At 72.4% G+C, this 16113-nt stretch carries 15 protein-coding genes; 11 read left to right on the plus strand and 4 right to left on the minus strand.

Going from position 1 to position 16113, the window contains the following annotated elements:
• The first annotated feature begins 76 nt into the window (after window positions 1-76).
• The 4 genes from ACYQ8Q_RS39050 to ACYQ8Q_RS39065 are packed head-to-tail and all read left to right on the plus strand — an operon-like array spanning window position 77 to window position 4536.
• A complete protein-coding gene (locus ACYQ8Q_RS39050) occupies window positions 77-1336 on the plus strand; it encodes an aromatic ring-hydroxylating oxygenase subunit alpha (protein WP_460071425.1) in 1260 nt (419 codons plus the stop codon).
• 14 nt (window positions 1337-1350) lie between these two features.
• The gene (locus tag ACYQ8Q_RS39055; RefSeq protein WP_460071426.1) at window positions 1351-1680 is read left to right on the plus strand and encodes a hypothetical protein; all 330 of its coding nucleotides are present in this window, start codon (window positions 1351-1353) and stop codon (window positions 1678-1680) included.
• Window positions 1680-2927: a metal-dependent hydrolase family protein gene (locus ACYQ8Q_RS39060; RefSeq protein WP_460071427.1), complete on the plus strand. Its 1248-nt coding sequence runs from the start codon at window positions 1680-1682 to the stop codon at window positions 2925-2927. Before ACYQ8Q_RS39055 ends, ACYQ8Q_RS39060 begins: the two co-directional genes overlap by 1 nt.
• 10 nt (window positions 2928-2937) lie before the next feature.
• Window positions 2938-4536 (plus strand): GMC family oxidoreductase, encoded by a 1599-nt coding sequence (locus ACYQ8Q_RS39065; RefSeq protein WP_460071429.1) that lies wholly within the window; start codon window positions 2938-2940, stop codon window positions 4534-4536.
• On the opposite strand, the gene ACYQ8Q_RS39070 is transcribed toward ACYQ8Q_RS39065, so the two are convergent.
• Genes ACYQ8Q_RS39070 through ACYQ8Q_RS39080 form a run of 3 tightly spaced genes read right to left on the minus strand, consistent with a single transcriptional unit; the run spans window position 4517 to window position 6951 of the window.
• On the minus strand, window positions 4517-5251 hold the full coding sequence (locus ACYQ8Q_RS39070) for an alpha/beta hydrolase fold domain-containing protein (RefSeq protein WP_460071431.1): 735 nt from the start codon (window positions 5249-5251) through the stop codon (window positions 4517-4519). The two genes, ACYQ8Q_RS39065 and ACYQ8Q_RS39070, sit on opposite strands and share 20 nt — an antisense overlap.
• Window positions 5241-5960, minus strand: coding sequence for an enoyl-CoA hydratase/isomerase family protein (locus ACYQ8Q_RS39075; RefSeq protein WP_460071433.1), 720 nt, complete (start codon window positions 5958-5960; stop codon window positions 5241-5243). The genes ACYQ8Q_RS39070 and ACYQ8Q_RS39075 overlap by 11 nt, the downstream gene beginning before the upstream one ends.
• Window position 5961: 1 nt before the next feature.
• Window positions 5962-6951, minus strand: coding sequence for a 2Fe-2S iron-sulfur cluster-binding protein (locus ACYQ8Q_RS39080; protein WP_460071435.1), 990 nt, complete (start codon window positions 6949-6951; stop codon window positions 5962-5964).
• Between the two features lie 104 nt (window positions 6952-7055).
• On the opposite strand from ACYQ8Q_RS39080, the gene ACYQ8Q_RS39085 reads away from it, so the two are divergent.
• From ACYQ8Q_RS39085 to ACYQ8Q_RS39115, 7 genes are read left to right on the plus strand one after another with little or no spacing between them, the layout of a single operon-like run.
• Entirely contained in the window at window positions 7056-8618 is a 1563-nt protein-coding gene (locus ACYQ8Q_RS39085) for an AMP-binding protein (RefSeq protein ID WP_460071437.1), read from the plus strand.
• Window positions 8619-8655: 37 nt separating this feature from the next.
• Window positions 8656-9834, plus strand: a complete 1179-nt coding sequence (locus ACYQ8Q_RS39090; RefSeq protein ID WP_460071438.1) for an amidohydrolase family protein — start codon at window positions 8656-8658, stop codon at window positions 9832-9834.
• Window positions 9831-11282 carry a FadD3 family acyl-CoA ligase gene (locus ACYQ8Q_RS39095; RefSeq protein ID WP_460071440.1) on the plus strand — a complete coding sequence of 484 codons (1452 nt, stop codon included), beginning with the start codon at window positions 9831-9833 and terminating at the stop codon, window positions 11280-11282. The genes ACYQ8Q_RS39090 and ACYQ8Q_RS39095 overlap by 4 nt, the downstream gene beginning before the upstream one ends.
• Window positions 11279-12856: a methylmalonyl-CoA mutase family protein gene (locus ACYQ8Q_RS39100; RefSeq protein ID WP_460071441.1), complete on the plus strand. Its 1578-nt coding sequence runs from the start codon at window positions 11279-11281 to the stop codon at window positions 12854-12856. Before ACYQ8Q_RS39095 ends, ACYQ8Q_RS39100 begins: the two co-directional genes overlap by 4 nt.
• Window positions 12856-13281, plus strand: a complete 426-nt coding sequence (locus tag ACYQ8Q_RS39105) for a cobalamin B12-binding domain-containing protein (protein ID WP_460071443.1) — start codon at window positions 12856-12858, stop codon at window positions 13279-13281. Before ACYQ8Q_RS39100 ends, ACYQ8Q_RS39105 begins: the two co-directional genes overlap by 1 nt.
• Entirely contained in the window at window positions 13266-14222 is a 957-nt protein-coding gene (locus ACYQ8Q_RS39110) for a TIGR03564 family F420-dependent LLM class oxidoreductase (RefSeq protein ID WP_460071444.1), read from the plus strand. The genes ACYQ8Q_RS39105 and ACYQ8Q_RS39110 overlap by 16 nt, the downstream gene beginning before the upstream one ends.
• Window positions 14219-15256, plus strand: coding sequence for a CaiB/BaiF CoA transferase family protein (locus tag ACYQ8Q_RS39115; protein WP_460071445.1), 1038 nt, complete (start codon window positions 14219-14221; stop codon window positions 15254-15256). Before ACYQ8Q_RS39110 ends, ACYQ8Q_RS39115 begins: the two co-directional genes overlap by 4 nt.
• Window positions 15257-15302: 46 nt before the next feature.
• On the opposite strand, the gene ACYQ8Q_RS39120 is transcribed toward ACYQ8Q_RS39115, so the two are convergent.
• Window positions 15303-16070, minus strand: coding sequence for an SDR family NAD(P)-dependent oxidoreductase (locus ACYQ8Q_RS39120; protein ID WP_460071447.1), 768 nt, complete (start codon window positions 16068-16070; stop codon window positions 15303-15305).
• Window positions 16071-16113 lie beyond the last annotated feature (43 nt).

A 16113-nucleotide genomic window follows, 5' to 3' on the forward strand; every position in this document is an offset into this window, starting at 1 on the left:
ATAAGCGGAAACGGTATTCTCCTCAAGAGAGATCGCTGTTATCTTGACGAGGTCAACCGACCGGAGGTTCCGTTCCATGGCGCACTTCCCGAAGCCCTCCGAGGGCAGTTGGACCGAGCACTTCGAGATCGACACCGAGCCGGTCTCCTACGCGGACTCGATCTCACCGGAGTTCTACGAACGCGAACGAGACGCGATCTTCCGCCGGACCTGGCTGAACGTCGGCCGTGTTGAGCAACTCCCGCGCAAGGGCAGCTACTTCACCAAGGAACTGGACGCTGCCCGGGCCTCCGTGGTCGTGGTGCGCGGCACGGACGGCGAGGTGCGCGCCTTCCACAACGTCTGCCGGCACCGCGGCAACAAGCTCGTCTGGGACGACTATCCGCGCGAGGAGACCAAGGGCACCTGCCGCGCCTTCACCTGCAAGTACCACGCCTGGCGCTACGACCTCGAGGGCAGGCTCACCTTCGTCCAGCAGGAGTCGGAGTTCTTCGACCTGGACAAGTCCCGCTACGGACTGCTGCCGGTGCACACCGAGGTCTGGGAGGGGTTCATCTTCGTCAACCTCGACCCCGACAACACGCAGACGCTCAGGGACTACCTCGGCAGGTTCGGCGCCGGGATCGAGGGCTACCCGTTCCACAAGCTCACCCAGGTGCACAAGTACCGCGCCGAGATCGGCAGCAACTGGAAGCTGTTCATCGACGCGTTCGCCGAGTTCTACCACGCGCCGATCCTGCACTCCGGCCAGTACGTCGCCGAAGAGGCCGCCAAGATCAAGAAGTACGGCTACGAGGCCCTGTCGTACGACATCGACGGCCCGCACAGCATGGTCTCCTCCTGGGGCGGCATCGCCCCGCCGAAGGAGCGGGCCATGGTCAAACCGGTCGAACGGGCCCTGCGCAGCGGACTGTTCGGCGCCTGGGAGGCCCCCGACATCGGCGTCACCACCGAGGAACTCCCGCCCGCGGTCAACCCGACCCGCAGCAAGGTCTGGGGGATGGACTCATTCGTCTTCTTCCCCAACTTCATGCTGCTGATCTGGCGGCCCAACTGGGTGCTCACCTACCACTACTGGCCGACCTCGTACCACACCCACGTCTTCGAGGGCACCGCCTACTTCGTCCCGCCGGAGAACGCCTTCCAGCGACTCCAGCAGGAGCTCGCGGTGGTGTCGTTCAAGGAGTACGGCCTCCAGGACGGCAACACCCTCGAAGCCACCCAGACCATGCTGGAGTCGCGCACCCTGGACAGCTTCCCGCTGTGCGACCAGGAGGTTCTGCTGCGCCATCTGCACTCCACGGCCCGCAGGTTCGTGGACGAGTACGCGAAGTGAGGGAGCACCCGGACATGGCCCACGTCTTTCCCGCCGAGTTCGCCGCACTGGAACCCTTCGCCGACTGGGCGATCCACGGCGAACGGGCCCGCTACGCCAAGCGGATCGCCTCCACCATGGAGGAGCTCCAGGCCTTCTACGACGTGGCGTTCCCGCTCCTGGAGAAGGGCGGCGCGTATCTGGAGAAGGTCCGGCTCGACGGCATCGGCGACGAGGACCGGCATCTGCTGTGGGCGTTCTGCTCACTGATCACCGTCGCCTTCCCCGTGGAGGCCTGGGGGCAGCCGCGGGTCCCCGACAGCGGTCCGTCGAGCATCGACGCCGTCGTCGAACCGGCCGTGTGATGCGACGGCCCCCCGCGCCGCCGGTCCTGCTGCGGGCCGCCCGTCTCCTCGACGTCGACAAGGGCGAACTCGTCGAACCCGGCGAGCTGCTGGTGGTCGGCGACCGGATCGCCGAGGTCGGCCGGCCGGCCCGGCTGCCCGAGGGCACGGTGGTGCGCGACCTCGGGGACGTCACCCTGCTGCCGGGCCTGATGGACATGGAGGTCAACCTCTTCCTCGGCGGCCCCGACCACCGCAGTCCCCTCATCCCGGTCCAGGAGGACCCCGCCGTACGGACCCTGCGCGCGGTCGCCAACGCCCGCCGCACCCTCCACCACGGCTTCACGACCGTACGCAACCTCGGTCTCTTCGTGCAGACCGGAGGCGTGCTCCTGGACGTGGCGCTGAAGAAGGCCGTCGACCTGGGCTGGGTCGACGGACCGCGGATCGTCCCCGCCGGCCACGCCATCGCCCCCACCGGCGGCCATCTCGACCCCACCATGTTCCAGGCGTTCGCGCCGGGCGTGCTGCCGCTGACCGTCGAGGAGGGCATCGCCGACGGTGTCGCCGAGGTCCGCAGGGCGGTCCGGTACCAGCTCAAGTACGGCGCCCGGGTGATCAAGGTGTGCGCCTCCAACGGCGTCATGTCGCACACCGGACCGGCCGGAGCCCAGCAGTACTCCGACGAGGAACTGCGCGCCATCGTCGACGAGGCGCACCGGGCCGGGGTGAAGGTCGCCGCGCACTGCATGGGCGACACCGCGATCCGGGCCGCCGTCGAGGCCGGCGTCGACTGCGTCGAGCACGGCTTCCTCGCGAGCGACGCCACCCTCGACCTGATGGCCGAACGCGGCACCTTCCTGGTCGCCACGACCTATCTCACCGAGGGCATGGACACCGCCCACGCCGACCCGGAACTGCGGGCCAAAGCCGCCGAGGTCTTCCCGCGCGCCCGCGAGTCCACCGCCCGGGCGATCCGGCACGGCGTCAAGGTCGCCCTCGGCACCGACGCCCCGGCGATCCCGCACGGCCGGGGCGCCAAGGAACTGCTCGCCCTCGCCGACCGGGGCATGCGGCCGCTCGACGCGCTGCGCGCCGCGACCGTCGTGGCGGCCGGGCTCATCGACGCCGACGACCGCGGACGGCTGCGCGAGGGACTCCTCGCGGACGTCGTCGCCGTCCCCGGCGACCCGCTCACCGACCTCTCGGTCACCGAACGGGTGTGCTTCGTCATGAAGGACGGGCGGGTGTACCGCGACGACCAGTGAGGAGAGACGGATGTACGACTACGTCGTCGTCGGCGCCGGATCGGCGGGCTGTGTGCTCGCCGACCGGCTCTCGCGCGACCCCGGGACCAGGGTGCTGCTCATCGAGGCGGGCGGCACCGGCCGGCACCCGTATCTGAGGATCCCCAAGGGTGTCGGGAAGCTCTTCGGCGACCCCGCCTTCTCCTGGCACTACCGCACCCGCCCGCTCAGGGAGGGCGGCAACCCGGAGGTGTGGGTGCGGGGCAAGGTGCTGGGCGGCTCCAGCGCCGTCAACGGCATGGTCTACAACCGGGGCACCCGCGCCGACTGGGACGCACTCGCGGAGCTCGGCGACCCCGGCTGGGGCTGGGACGAGATCCTGCCCGTGTTCCGCGCGATGGAGGACAACGCGTTCGGCGCCACCGCCACCCGGGGCGCGGGCGGTCCCCTGCATGTGTCGGGCGTGCGCGACCCGGACCCGCTGTGCGACGAACTCCTCGCCACCGGCGCCCGGTTCGGCCTGCGGACCGTCCCCGACGTCAACGAGGAGGACGGCGAGCGCATCGGGTACGCCATGGCCACCATCAAGGCCGGCCGGCGTTTCAGCGCCGCCCGCGCCTTCCTGAGCCGGGCCCGCTCCCGCCCCAACCTGACCGTCGCGCACCGCACGAGCGCCCTGCGCGTCCTGTTCGACGGCGACAAGGCCGTCGGCGTACGGGTCCGCACCGCGGAAGGGCACGAGGAGGACGTCCGGGCCCGGCGCGAGGTCGTCCTCAGCCTGGGCAGCCTCGGCACCCCCCGGCTGCTCCAGCTGTCCGGCGTCGGCCCCGCCGAGACGCTCCGGCGGGCCGACGTCGACGTCCGCCTCGACCGGCCGCACGTCGGCGCCCGGCTGCGCGAACACCGCTGCCTGGCCCTGCGGTTCCGGCTGAACGCCCCCCTCGGCGTGAACCACCTCCTCGCCACCGCCCCCGCCCAGGCCCGCACCGGCGCCGGATACCTGCTCACCCGCAAGGGCCCGCTCGCCCGGCCCGCCTACGACGTGATCGGCTTCCTGAAGACCCGCCCCGAAGCGGCCCGCCCCGACGCCGAGATCCTCCTCGCCCCCTGGTCGCTCGGCGCGCTGACGCCCGGGAAACCCGCCGGGGTGGAGCGGGAACCGGGCCTGTCCGCCTGCGCGATGGTGCTCCGGCCCACCTCCGAGGGCTCCCTCGCGATCACCTCCGCCGGCCCCGACGCCGGGCTGGACATCGACCCCGGGTACTGGCGGTCGGCGTACGACCGCGAGGTGGGCGCCGCACTCTTCCGGCGGCTGCGGGAGTTCTTCGCCACCGAGCCGATCGCCTCACGGATCCGGCGGGAGACCTTCCCCGGACCGGGGACCGGCACCGACGAGGAGATCCTCCGCAGCTCGCTCGACGGCGGGTACTGCGGGTTCCACGCGATCGGCACCTGCGCGATGGGCTCCGCCCCGGACAATGTGACCGACGGGCGGCTGAGGGTGCGGGGCGTCGACCGTCTGCGGGTCGTCGACGCCTCCGTCCTGCCCGTGATGGTGTCCGGGAACCTCAACGGGCCCGTGATGGCCCTGGCGTGGCGGGCGGCGCGGTTCATCCTGGACGAAGACTGAGGTTCCCCGACCGGCACCTGGACATCAGGTACTCCGCCGTCGCCCCCGCCTGCCGCAGCCCCAGCGCCGAGGCGTCCTCGTACACCCGCAGGTCCACCGCCACCCCCGAGTGCGCCGCCCGGGTCGCGAAGGACAGGGCGTCGTCCAGCAGGACCTCGGTGCCGGCCGCGTGCAGCTGTATCGGGGGCAGGCCGTGCAGATTGCCGTGCAGCGGGCTGAGCAGGGGAGTGGCGCGCGGGGTGGGCCCGGCGTACGCCGCCGCCCGCACCGGGAGCGACCGCGCGTCCACGGTGCGGTCGGCGGCCGCGTTCAGCAGCAGGCTCGGCGCGTCCAGGGTGAAGTCCAGGAGCGGGGAGACGAGTACCGCGCAGGTGGGCGGGGGTGCGCCCTCGTCGCGCAGCCGCAGCAGCAGACCGGCGGCCAGCGCCCCGCCGAGCCGTTTGCCGGCCACCGCGACGGCGCCGCCCCGGGACCGGCAGTGCTCCCAGGCGTCGTACACGTCCTGGAGCGCCTGCGGGAACCGGGGCCGGTAGCGGGCGCAGAGCACGGCGTACCCGGTGGTGCGCGCCAGTTCACGGGCGGTGGGCAGGGCGTCCTGCGGGGTGCCCGCGAGCCGCGGGTCCCCGTGCAGATACAGCACGGTCTGCTCCACCGGTCCGTCCGGGCGGACCTCCGGCCCGAACGGACCCTCCTCGACGCGGACTTCACTTGCCACGGGACATCACCCTCTCGGCCGCTTCCCAGTGCTCGTCGGCCACCCACAGCCGGGCGAAGGCCGCGGCGGCCTCCTCCGGCGTTCTCGTGCGGGTGGTCAGCTCCTTGATCTCTCGTGCCTGCGCGGTCGCCAGCGCGCGGGCCACCTCCCGCCAGGCGGCGGTGAATCCGGCGCGCGGCAGGACCAGGTCGACCAGGCCGAGGCGTTCGGCCTCGGCGGCGTCGAGGGTCCGGCCGGTGCCGGCCAGCAGCAGCGCCCGTCCCGGGCCCACCAGCCGGGCCAGCCGCTCGGCTCCGCCCCAGGCCGGCACGATCGCCAGCCGGGACTGGTTGAAGCCGATGCGGACGTCCTCGGCGGCGATCCGGAGGTCGGCGGCGACCGCCACCTCCGCGCCCCCGCCGAACGCGTGCCCGTTCAGGGCGGCGACGACCGGGCCGGGGAAGGCGGCGATGCGGTCGCAGACGGCGCGCATCCTGAGCGCCATCTCCGCCGCCTCCGGCTCGGTGCGCAGCCGGGCCAGCTCCTTGAGGTCGCCGCCGGACACGAACGCCTTGTCGCCGGCCCCGGTCACCGCGAGCGCACGGGCGCCCCCGGCCGCGTCCAGGGCCTTCTCCAGCTCGCCCATGGTCGTGAGGTCGACGGCGTTGCGGGCGTGCGGCCGGTCGATGGTGACGACGGCGAGCCCGTTCTCGATCTCCAGCTCGACCATGTCAGTCCTCGTACTCCACCGTCACGTCCGGCGAGGCCGGCTCCGCCTGGCAGGTGAGCACATACCCCTCGGCGACTTCGTCGGCGTCGAGGGCGTTGTTCACCCGCATCTTTGACTCCCCCGCCGTGACCCTGGCCATGCAGGTCGCGCAGTCGCCCGACTCACAGGAGAAGGGCGGGGTGAACCCGGCGCGGCGGGCACTCTGGAGCAGGGTCTCGCCCGTCCGCCGCGGCACGGAGCGCCGCTGACCTCGCAGGACGACGGTGACCGTGCCGTCGGCCGGGGGTGCGGGCGGGGCCGCCGAGCCGTTCGCCGGGGTGAAGCGCTCGACGACGATCCGCTCCCTGGGGACCCCCTGCGTGATGAGCGTCTCCTCGACCAGGGTCATGAACGGCTGCGGCCCGCACACGTAGAAGTCGGCCGAGCCGTCGCCCGCGAGGTCGCGGACCCGTCCGGCCGTGACGAGGCCGTGGCGGTCGTCGAAGTGCTGCCGCACGGTGAGCCGCCCCGGACGGCGGCCCGCCAGCTCCTCCAGCTCGGCGCGGAAGATCGCGGCCGGCGCGTCGCGGTGGGCGGTGAGCAGCCGCACGGGCCGCGCGGTCGTCGCCAGGGCGCTCTTCACCAGGGAGAACACGGGGGTGATGCCGCTGCCGCCGGCGAACGCGACCAGGGGGCGGTCACCCGCGTCGGGACGCAGACAGAACGATCCCCCGGGCCGGGTGACCTCCAGGACGTCCCCGGGCCGCAGCGCGTCGTGCATCCAGCCGGACACCAGTCCGCCCGGCACCCGTTTGACGGTCACGCACAGCTCGCCGTCGGTGTCGGGGGAGCTCGACATCGAGTAGCTGCGCAGGGTGCCGCGCAGCCGGAACGTCAGGAACTGCCCCGCCCGGTAGGGAAATCCGGCGTCGAGGGCGAACGTGCGCACATCCGGCGTCTCGTCGACGATCCGGGTGATCCGCACCGGATGGAAGCCGTGGTCGCGTGCCATGTATGGAAGTTACCTTCTCGTTGTGCGAGAGTGCAATTCTCGTGAATGCGGTTCTCCCGTGGTTCTCCCGCGGTTCTCCCGCAGCAGAGGAGGCGATCCCCTTCATGCCGACCTTCCCTTCCGGCGCCCTGCGGCCGGTCCCGCCCGAACTGGCCGCGCGCTACGAGGCCGAGGGGTGGTGGACCCGTGAGACCCTCGGCGACCTGCTGGCGAAGGGGCTGGCCGCGGCGGGGGACACCGAGTTCCGGGTCCACTCCGAGGTGCGGCCCTGGGCGGGCACGTTCGCGCAGGTCGAGCAGTTGGCCCGGCGGCTCGCCGGCGGACTCGCGGCGCGCGGCGTCGGCCCCGGTGACGTGATCGTCATGCAGCTGCCCAACTGGACCGAGGCGGCGGCCGTCTTCTGGGCCTCGGCCTTCCTCGGCGCGGTCGTCGTCCCGGTGGTCCACTTCTACGGCCCGAAGGAGGTCCGGTACATCGTCGAGGCCACCCGCCCGAAGGCCTTCTTCGCCGCCGAACGCTTCGGACGCCTCGTCTTCGACCCGGAACTGTGCGCCTGCGTGCCGGTCGTCGGTGTCGTCGGCCGGGACTTCGACGAACTGCTCGCCGACGAGCCGCTGCCCGGCACCCGCCCCGTCGACCCGGACGCCCCCGCCCTGATCGCCTTCACCTCCGGCACCACCCGCGACCCCAAGGGCGTGATCCACAGCCACCGCACCCTCGGCTTCGAGACCCGCCAGCTCGCCGCGAGCTACCCGCCCGACCGGGGCCGCCAGTTCACCGTCGCCCCCGTCGGCCACTTCATCGGCATGGTCAACGCCTTCCTCATCCCCGTGCTCGACGGCACCCCGGTCCATCTCGGCGACACCTGGAACCCCGCCCGTGCGCTGACACTGATGAAGGACGAGGGGCTGACCGTCGGCGGCGGCGCGACGTACTACATGACGAGCCTGCTCGACCACCCCGACTGCGCGCCCGAGCACCTCGCCCGGCTGCGGTACGCCGGCCTCGGCGGCGCGTCCGTCGCCTCCGCCGTGACCACCCGGCTGGAGGGTCTGGGCATCACGGTGTTCCGGGCGTACGGCTCCACCGAGCATCCCTCGGTGACCTGCACCCCGTACGACGGACCGGCCGCCAAGCGGCTGCACACCGACGGACTCCCGCTGCCCGGCGTGGAGTTGAGGCTCGACGGCGACGGCGAGATCCTCACCCGCGGTCCCGACCTCTGCCTCGGCTACACCGATCCGGCCCTGACCGCCGCCGCCTTCGACGAGGACGGCTGGTACCGCACGGGCGACATGGGCGTCGTGGATGACGACGGCTGGTTGTCGATCACCGACCGCAAGGCGGACGTCATCATCCGGGGCGGCGAGAACATCAGCGCCCTGGAGGTCGAGGAGGTCCTGCTGGGCCTGCCGGGCGTGGCGGAGGCGGTGGTCGTCGCCGCGCCCGACCCGCGGCTCGGCGAGCGGGCCGCCGCCGTGCTGCGGATGCTGCCCGGCTGGTCGGCGCCGGGCCTCGCCGAGCTGCGGCTGCACTTCGGGCGCTCCGGCATGGCCCGGCAGAAGTGGCCCGAACAGGTGCACACCGTCGTGGACTTCCCCCGCACCCCGAGCGGCAAGGTCAAGAAGTTCGCACTCCGCCACAGCATTGCCACTTCACTGGAGTGAGAATACGATTCTCGATATTGGCGAAGGAGGATCTCCCATGCCCTCTCGTGATCTCGCGTATCCGCTGTTCGACGCGGACAACCACCTCTACGAGACGCAGGAAGCGCTCACCCGGTACCTCCCGAAGGAGTACGACGGGGCGATCGAGTACGTGAACGTCCGCGGCCGCACGAAGATCGCGATCCGTGGGCAGATCAGCGAGTACATCCCGAACCCCACCTTCGACGTGGTGGCCCGCCCGGGCGCCATGGAGGAGTACTTCAAGGTCGGCAACCCCGACGGCAAGACCCGCCGGGAGATCTTCGGCGAGCCCATGCGCTCGGTCCCCGCCTTCCGTGAACCGGCCCCGCGGCTCGCCCTCATGGACGACCTCGGCATCGGCCGCAGCCTGATGTTCCCGACGCTCGCGAGCCTCATCGAGGAGCGGATGAAGGACGACCCGGAGCTGATCCACGCGGTCATCCACGCCCTCAACCAGTGGCTGCACGAGACCTGGGGCTTCGCCTACAAGGACCGGATCTTCACCGTCCCCGTCATCACGCTGCCGATCGTGGAGAAGGCGATCGACGAGCTGAACTGGGTGGTGGAGCGCGGCGCCCGCGCGATCCTGATCCGTCCCGCCCCGGTCCCCGGCTTCGGCGGCACCCGGTCCTTCGCGCTCCCGGAGTTCGACCCGTTCTGGAAGCGGGTGGTGGAGACGGGTGTCCTGGTCGCCTTCCACTCCTCCGACTCCGGCTACGCGAACTACGCAGGCGACTGGGAGGGCAACCGGCGCGAGTTCCTGCCGTTCAAGCCCAACGCGTTCCGGCAGGTCAACGAGTGGCGGCCGATCGAGGACGCGGTGTCCTCGCTGATCTGCCACGGCGCGCTCTCCCGCTTCCCCGAACTGAAGGTCGCCGTCATCGAGAACGGCGCCTCCTGGGTGCTGCCCGTCCTGGACCGGCTCGCCGACGTGTACAAGAAGATGCCGCACGAGTTCCGGGAGGACCCGGTCCAGGTCTTCAAGCGGAACATCCACATCAGCCCGTTCTGGGAGGAGGACATGGCCGCCCTCGGCGAACTCATCGGCATCGAGCGCGTCCTGTTCGGCTCCGACTACCCGCACCCCGAGGGCCTGGCCGATCCGGTCACCTACGTCGACCACCTGGTGAAGCTCACCGAGGAGGACAAGGCGAAGGTCATGGGCGGCAATCTGGCCCGCCTGATCGACGGATGAGACGGCGGGGTACGACAGTGCGATGGCCGAGCATTCCCGCGCTGGTGCGGGACGCCGCCGAGCGCTTCGGCGACGCCGAGGCCGTGGTCGACGGCGACCGGCGGCTGAGCTTCGCCGAACTGGCCGACCAGGTCCGGCGCACCGCAGGGGCGTTCGCCTCGGCGGGCGTCGGCCCCGGCGACCGGGTGGCGCTGTGGGCGCCCAACTCGGCCGAGTGGATCGTCGCCGCGTTCGGCCTGCTCACGGCCGGCGGGGTCCTCGTCCCGGTCAACACCCGCTTCCGCGACGAGGAGGCGCACGACATCGTCGTGCGCAGCGGCGCCAAGCTGCTGCTGGTGCAAGGCGGCTTCCTGGACCGGGAGTTCACCGGCCCGCCCGGCGTCCCGGTCATCGACCTGCGCACGGACGGATTCCTCGGCTCGGGAGAGCCGCTGGAGCGCGGGACCGGCCCGGACGACCTCGCGGACATCATCTTCACCTCCGGGACGACCGGCCGCCCCAAGGGCGTGATGACCACCCACGGCCAGACCTTGCGGCTCTACGCGGAGTGGTGCGACCTCGCGCAACTGCGCACCGGCGACCGCTACTTGATCGTCAACCCGTTCTTCCACATCTTCGGCTACAAGGCGGGCCTGGTCGCCTCGATGATCCGGGGCGCGACCGTGCTGCCGCTGGCCGTGTTCGACACCGACCGGGTGCTGGAGCTGGTCGAGAAGGAACGGGTCACGGTCCTGCCGGGCCCGCCGACCCTCTACCACTCCCTCCTCCGGGCGGGCGGCGGACGGGACCTGTCCTCCCTCAGGGTCGCGGTCACCGGCTCCGCCGACATCCCCGTCGAGCTGGTCCGCCGGATCACCGCCGAACTGCCGTTCCGCCATCTGATGACCGGCTACGGCCTCACCGAGGCCGGCACCGTCACCGCCTCCCGCCCCGGCGACCCCCACGAGGCCGTCGCCACCACCGTCGGCCGCCCCTGCGAGGGCTTCGAGATCCGCGTCGCCGACGACGGCGAGGTCCTCGTGCGGGGGTACGGCGTGATGCGCGGCTATCTCGACGACCCCGCCGCCACCGCCGAGGCGATCGATCCGGACGGCTGGCTGCACACCGGCGACCTCGGAGAACTCGACGCCGACGGCCGCCTCAGGATCGTCGGCCGCAAGAAGGACATGTTCGTCGTCGGCGGCTTCAACGCCTATCCGGCCGAGATCGAGGGCTTCCTGATGCGCCATCCCGCGGTCGCCCAGGCCGCCGTGATCGGCGTGCCCGACGAGCGGCTCGGCCAGGTCGGCAAGGCGTTCGTGGTGACGCGCGGACCGGTCACCGAGGCCGAGCTGATCGCCTGGGCGAAGGAGCGCATGGCCGGCTTCAAGGTGCCCCGGCGGATCGAGTTCCGCACCGGACTGCCGCTGAACGCCACCGGCAAGGTGATGAAGGACGAGCTGGCATGACCAACGACGACACCACGGCCTCCGGGATCCCGCTGAAGCCGGTCTACGGCCCCGGCGACCGGCGCGCCGAGCCGCCCGCCCCGGGCGTCTTCCCCTTCACCCGTGGCAACTACCCCACCGGCTACCGGGGCCGCACCTGGACCCTGCGCCAGTACTCCGGCTTCGGCACCCCCGAGGAGTCCAACCGCCGCTACCGCTACCTCCTCGACCAGGGCGGCACGGGACTGTCCGTCGCCCTCGACCTGCCCACCCAGTGCGGCTACGACTCCGACGACCCCGAGTACACCGACGAGGTCGGCCGGGTCGGCGTCGCCGTCGACACCCTCGCCGACGCCGAGATCCTCTTCGACACCATCCCGCTGGACCGCGTCAGCACCAGCTTCACCATCAACGGCACCGCGGCGATCCTGCTGGCCCTGTACGTGGCCGCCGCCGAGAAGCGCGGCATCCCGCGCGCGAGGCTCACCGGGACCATCCAGAACGACATCCTCAAGGAGTACGCCTCGCGCGGCACCTGGATCTGGCCGCCCGAGCCCTCGCTGCGGCTGATCGCCGACACCGTCGAGTTCTGCGCCGCCGAGGTGCCCCGCTTCAACGCGATCTCCGTCGCCGGCGCCCACTTCCGCGACGCGGGCGCCACCGCCGTCCAGGAGATGGCGTTCACGCTCGCCGACGGGGTGACGTACTGCGAGACCGTCCTCGCCCGGGGACGCCTGACCATCGACGAGTTCGCCCCGCAGATCTCCTTCTTCTTCTACACCCACGGCGAGTTCTTCGAGGAGATCGCCAAGTACCGTGCGGGCCGACGGCGTTGGGCCACCCTGGTGCGCGAGCGGTTCGGCGCGAAGACCGACAAGGCCGGCATGTTCCGCTTCGGCTGTGTCGCGGGCGGCGCCTCGCTGTACGCGCCGCAGGCCCGCAACAACACCGTCCGGGTCGCCTACGAGGCGCTCGCCTCCGTCCTCGGCGGGGTGCAGTCGATGTTCACCGCCGCCTGGGACGAGCCGTTCGCCCTGCCCAGCGAGGAGTCCGCCACGCTCGCCCTGCGCACCCAGCAGATCCTCGCCCACGAGACCGGCGTGACCAAGGTCGCCGACCCGCTGGGCGGTTCGTACTTCGTGGAGGCGCTGACCGACGCCACCGAGGAACGCATCGAGCGGGTCATGGCCGATCTGGAGGCGCACGGCGGCATGGTCCGGTGCATCGAGGACGGGTATCTGCAGGGGCTGATCGCCGACGAGGCGTGGCGGCTGCACCGGGCGGTCGACTCCGGTGAGCGGCCGGTGGTGGGGGTCAACCGGTTCACGGCCGACGAGCCGCCGCCCGATCTCGCGGCCTACGAACTGGACGCCGAGGGCCGCGAACGGCAACGGAAGCGGCTGGCCCGGGTGAAGGCGGAGCGCGGCGCGGCCGACGTCCGGGCGCGGCTGACGGAGCTGAAGCGCGCCGCCGAAGGAGACGCCAATCTGATGGGACCCCTGATCGACTGCGCCACCTCCTACTGCACGGTGGGGGAGATGGCGGGGGCCCTGCGCGAGGTGTGGGGCGAGTTCCGGCAGCCGGTGGTGTTCTGATGCCCACCCGGGTGCTGGTCGCCAAGCCCGGTCTCGACGGTCACGACCGGGGCGCCAAACTCGTCGCGCGCGGGCTGCGCGACGCCGGGTTCGAGGTCGTCTTCACCGGCATCCGGCGCCGTGTCGACGACATCGCCGCCACCGCCGTACAGGAGGACGTGGCCCTCGTCGGGCTGTCGATCCTGTCCGGGGCGCATCTGGCGCTGACCCGGCGCACGGTCGAGGCGCTGCGGGCGGCCGGCGGGGAGGACATCCCGGTCGTCGTCGGCGGGACCATCCCGGCGGGGGACGTTCCTCGGCTGCGCGCGGCCGGAGCGGCCGCCGTGTACCCGACCGGCACCCCGCTCGACGTCATCGTCGCGGACATCCGCGCCCTTACCGACCGCCCTCACGAACAGGAAGGACCGACATGCGAGTCGGAGTGATGAGCGGCCCCGAGCGGGGCGACGCCGCGCACAAGGCGGCACGGATGGTCGAGGACGCCCGCTGGGCGGAGGAGGCCGGCTTCGACACGGTGTGGGTCCCGCAGGTGCCCACGGACTTCGACGCGCTGACCGCCGTCTCCCTGATGGGCCAGGCCACTTCGCGCATCGAACTCGGTACCGCGGTCGTCCCGGTGCACGCCCAGCACCCCGTCGCCCTGGCCCGGCAGGCCCTGTCCGCGCACGCGGCGGCGGGCGGCCGGCTCGCGCTCGGGGTCGGCGCCTCGCACCACTGGATCGTGCGGGACATGCTCGGGGTGCCGTACGAGAAGCCCGCCGCGTACACCCGCGACTACCTCGATGTGCTGACCACGGCGGTGAGCGGGACGGCCTCGGTGGACGTGGAGAACGAACGCTTTCGGGTCCACAACCCGCTGACGATCGCCCCGGTCGCCCCACTCCCCGTGCTGATGGCGGCGTTGGGCCCGGTGATGCTGAGGGTCGCGGGGGAGCGGACCGACGGCACGATCCTGTGGATGGCCGACGAGCGGGCGGTCGCCGAGCATGTCGTCCCGGTCCTCTCCAAGGCGGCGGAGTCGGCGGGCCGGCCCGCCCCGCGGATCGTCGCGGGCATCCCCGTCTGCCTGTGCGCGCCCCACGAGGTGGACGCGGCCCGCGAGCGCGCCCACCGCATCCTCGGCGAGGCCGAGATCTCGCCCAACTACCAGCGGCTGCTGGAGTACGGCGACGCCCGTGACGTGGGCGACCTGTGCGCGGCGGGCGACGAGGCGGCCCTCGAGACCCGCTTGAGGCGGTTCGCGGACGCGGGGGTGACGGACCTGTCGGTCCGCCTGCTGCCGATCGGCGACGGCCGGGAGGAACTCCTCGCCTCGAAACTGCGCACCCGGGACGCGGTGGCGGCCCTCGCGGCGGCCTTCCGATGACCGGACCCCTCGCGGACCTCAGGATCCTGGAGGTCGGCCACATCCTCGCGGGCCCCTACGCCACCATGCTCCTGGCCGACCTGGGTGCACGGGTCACCAAGGTCGAGCCGCCCGGCGGGGACCTCTCCCGGCAGGTCTCGGACGCCTATTTCGCCAGCCTCAACCGGGGCAAGCGCTCGGTGCGCGTGGACCTGGCGACCGCGCGGGGCCAGGAGCACCTGCGCGACCTGGTCCGGGACGCCGACGCCCTGCTGGTCAACCTCAAGCCCTCCGCCGTCCACCGCTTCGGCCTCACCTACGAGGCGCTCGCGCCCTGGAACGAGCGGCTGGTGTGCGTGATCCTCACCGGCTGGGGCATGGACGCGGGCGACGCGCCCGCCTTCGACTACGTCGTCCAGGCCGCCACCGGCATCGCGGCCCTGACCGGCGCCCCGGACGGCCCGCCCCTGCTGCCCGGCTACTCCTCGGCGGACAACTCCGCCGGCCTCGCGGCGGCCCTGGGCCTGCTGGCGCAGGTGCACTCCGGGCGCGGTGGCCAACTGGAGGTCTCGCTGCGGGACGTGATGCTGTCCCAGCTCAACTACCATGCCGCCGCCTGGCTGAACGAGGGCCGCGCGCCCCGCCGCCTCGGCGGCGCCCACGCCTACTACGTCCCGGCCCAGCTCTTCCCCACCGCTGACGGCCACTTGGCCCTCTTCATCACCCACGACGGCTTCTGGCGCTCCTTCGCCACCGAGGCCGGCATCGAGGGCTACCCGACGATGGCCGAGCGCGCGGCCCGCCGCGAGGAGGTCGTCACCGCCGTGACGAAGGCCCTCGCCGCCGACACGGCGGCCGGCTGGGAGGCCCGGCTCCGACCGCTGCGGGTGCCCGCGGCGGCTGTACGCACCCTCCCCGAGGCCCTGGCCGCGACACCGGGCGCGGTCGTCGAGGCAGGCGGCCACCGCCTGGTGGGCAGCCCATTCGGCATCCCGGGACACACGCCGTCGTACGGCCCGCCGCCCGCGCTCGGCGAGCATGGCGATCTGACCTGACTCGCCGTGCCGGGCTCAGGGGGTTTCGGCGTGCCGCCGGGCGGTCCTACGGCATCCCGCCGTCCACCCGCAGGGTCGCCCCGCTCGTGTACGAGGACGCGTCCGACAGCAGGTAGAGCGCCGCGCCGACGATCTCGTCCGGGGCGCCGATGCGCCGCAGGGCATGGGGACGGACCCCCTCGGCGAGCTGCTCCGGGTCCTCCTGCCAGCCCCGGGTCGCCCAGGTCGCGAACGGGCCGCACATCAGGGTGTTGACCCGCACGGACGGGCCCAGGGCGTGGGCGAGGCCCTCGCTCATCGCGTTGAGACCTGCCTTCGCCGCCGCGTACGGCACGATCGCCGGGCGGGGCCGCACGGAGCCCGTGGAGCTGACGTTGACGATCGTGCCGCCGCCCGCCTCCGCCATCCGGGTGCCCGCGAGGACCGACAGCCGGAACGGGCCCTTGAGGTTGAGGTCCAGCACCGCGTCGAACATCCGCTCCGTCACGGTGGTGAGGTCGTCGTAGACCGGGGACATCCCCGCGTTGTTGACCAGCGCGTCCAGCCGGCCGAAGCGGTCGTACACCGCGTCGACCAGGCCCGGCAGTTCGTCCCAGCGGCCCACGTGGACGCCGTACGGCAGGGCCGGGCGTCCGGTCTCCTGCTCGATCTCCTCGCTCACGGCCGCGCAGACCTCGTACTTGCGGCTGGCCACCACCACGTCGGCGCCGCAGCGGGCCGCGCCGAACGCCATGGCCCGCCCGAGCCCGCGGCTGCCGCCGGTCACCAGCACGACCCGGCCGGTGAGGTCGAACAGCTCGTCCGCGTATCCCATCCCGCCGCCTCCTGGAGTGTTCTCGTGAGGGAGAGTATCGTTC

Source organism: Streptomyces sp. YKOK-I1, assembly GCF_054660435.1.

Bases quoted from the DNA above. Each gene is read 5' to 3' on its own strand.
- ACYQ8Q_RS39050 (WP_460071425.1), top strand. From the start codon at position 77: ATGGCGCACTTCCCGAAGCCCTCCGAGGGCAGTTGGACCGAGCACTTC.
- ACYQ8Q_RS39055 (WP_460071426.1), top strand. From the start codon at position 1,351: ATGGCCCACGTCTTTCCCGCCGAGTTCGCCGCACTGGAACCCTTCGCC.
- ACYQ8Q_RS39060 (WP_460071427.1), top strand. From the start codon at position 1,680: ATGCGACGGCCCCCCGCGCCGCCGGTCCTGCTGCGGGCCGCCCGTCTC.
- ACYQ8Q_RS39065 (WP_460071429.1), top strand. From the start codon at position 2,938: ATGTACGACTACGTCGTCGTCGGCGCCGGATCGGCGGGCTGTGTGCTC.
- ACYQ8Q_RS39075 (WP_460071433.1), bottom strand. From the start codon at position 5,960: ATGGTCGAGCTGGAGATCGAGAACGGGCTCGCCGTCGTCACCATCGAC.
- ACYQ8Q_RS39080 (WP_460071435.1), bottom strand. From the start codon at position 6,951: ATGGCACGCGACCACGGCTTCCATCCGGTGCGGATCACCCGGATCGTC.
- ACYQ8Q_RS39085 (WP_460071437.1), top strand. From the start codon at position 7,056: ATGCCGACCTTCCCTTCCGGCGCCCTGCGGCCGGTCCCGCCCGAACTG.
- ACYQ8Q_RS39090 (WP_460071438.1), top strand. From the start codon at position 8,656: ATGCCCTCTCGTGATCTCGCGTATCCGCTGTTCGACGCGGACAACCAC.
- ACYQ8Q_RS39095 (WP_460071440.1), top strand. From the start codon at position 9,831: ATGAGACGGCGGGGTACGACAGTGCGATGGCCGAGCATTCCCGCGCTG.
- ACYQ8Q_RS39100 (WP_460071441.1), top strand. From the start codon at position 11,279: ATGACCAACGACGACACCACGGCCTCCGGGATCCCGCTGAAGCCGGTC.
- ACYQ8Q_RS39105 (WP_460071443.1), top strand. From the start codon at position 12,856: ATGCCCACCCGGGTGCTGGTCGCCAAGCCCGGTCTCGACGGTCACGAC.
- ACYQ8Q_RS39110 (WP_460071444.1), top strand. From the start codon at position 13,266: ATGCGAGTCGGAGTGATGAGCGGCCCCGAGCGGGGCGACGCCGCGCAC.
- ACYQ8Q_RS39115 (WP_460071445.1), top strand. From the start codon at position 14,219: ATGACCGGACCCCTCGCGGACCTCAGGATCCTGGAGGTCGGCCACATC.
- ACYQ8Q_RS39120 (WP_460071447.1), bottom strand. From the start codon at position 16,070: ATGGGATACGCGGACGAGCTGTTCGACCTCACCGGCCGGGTCGTGCTG.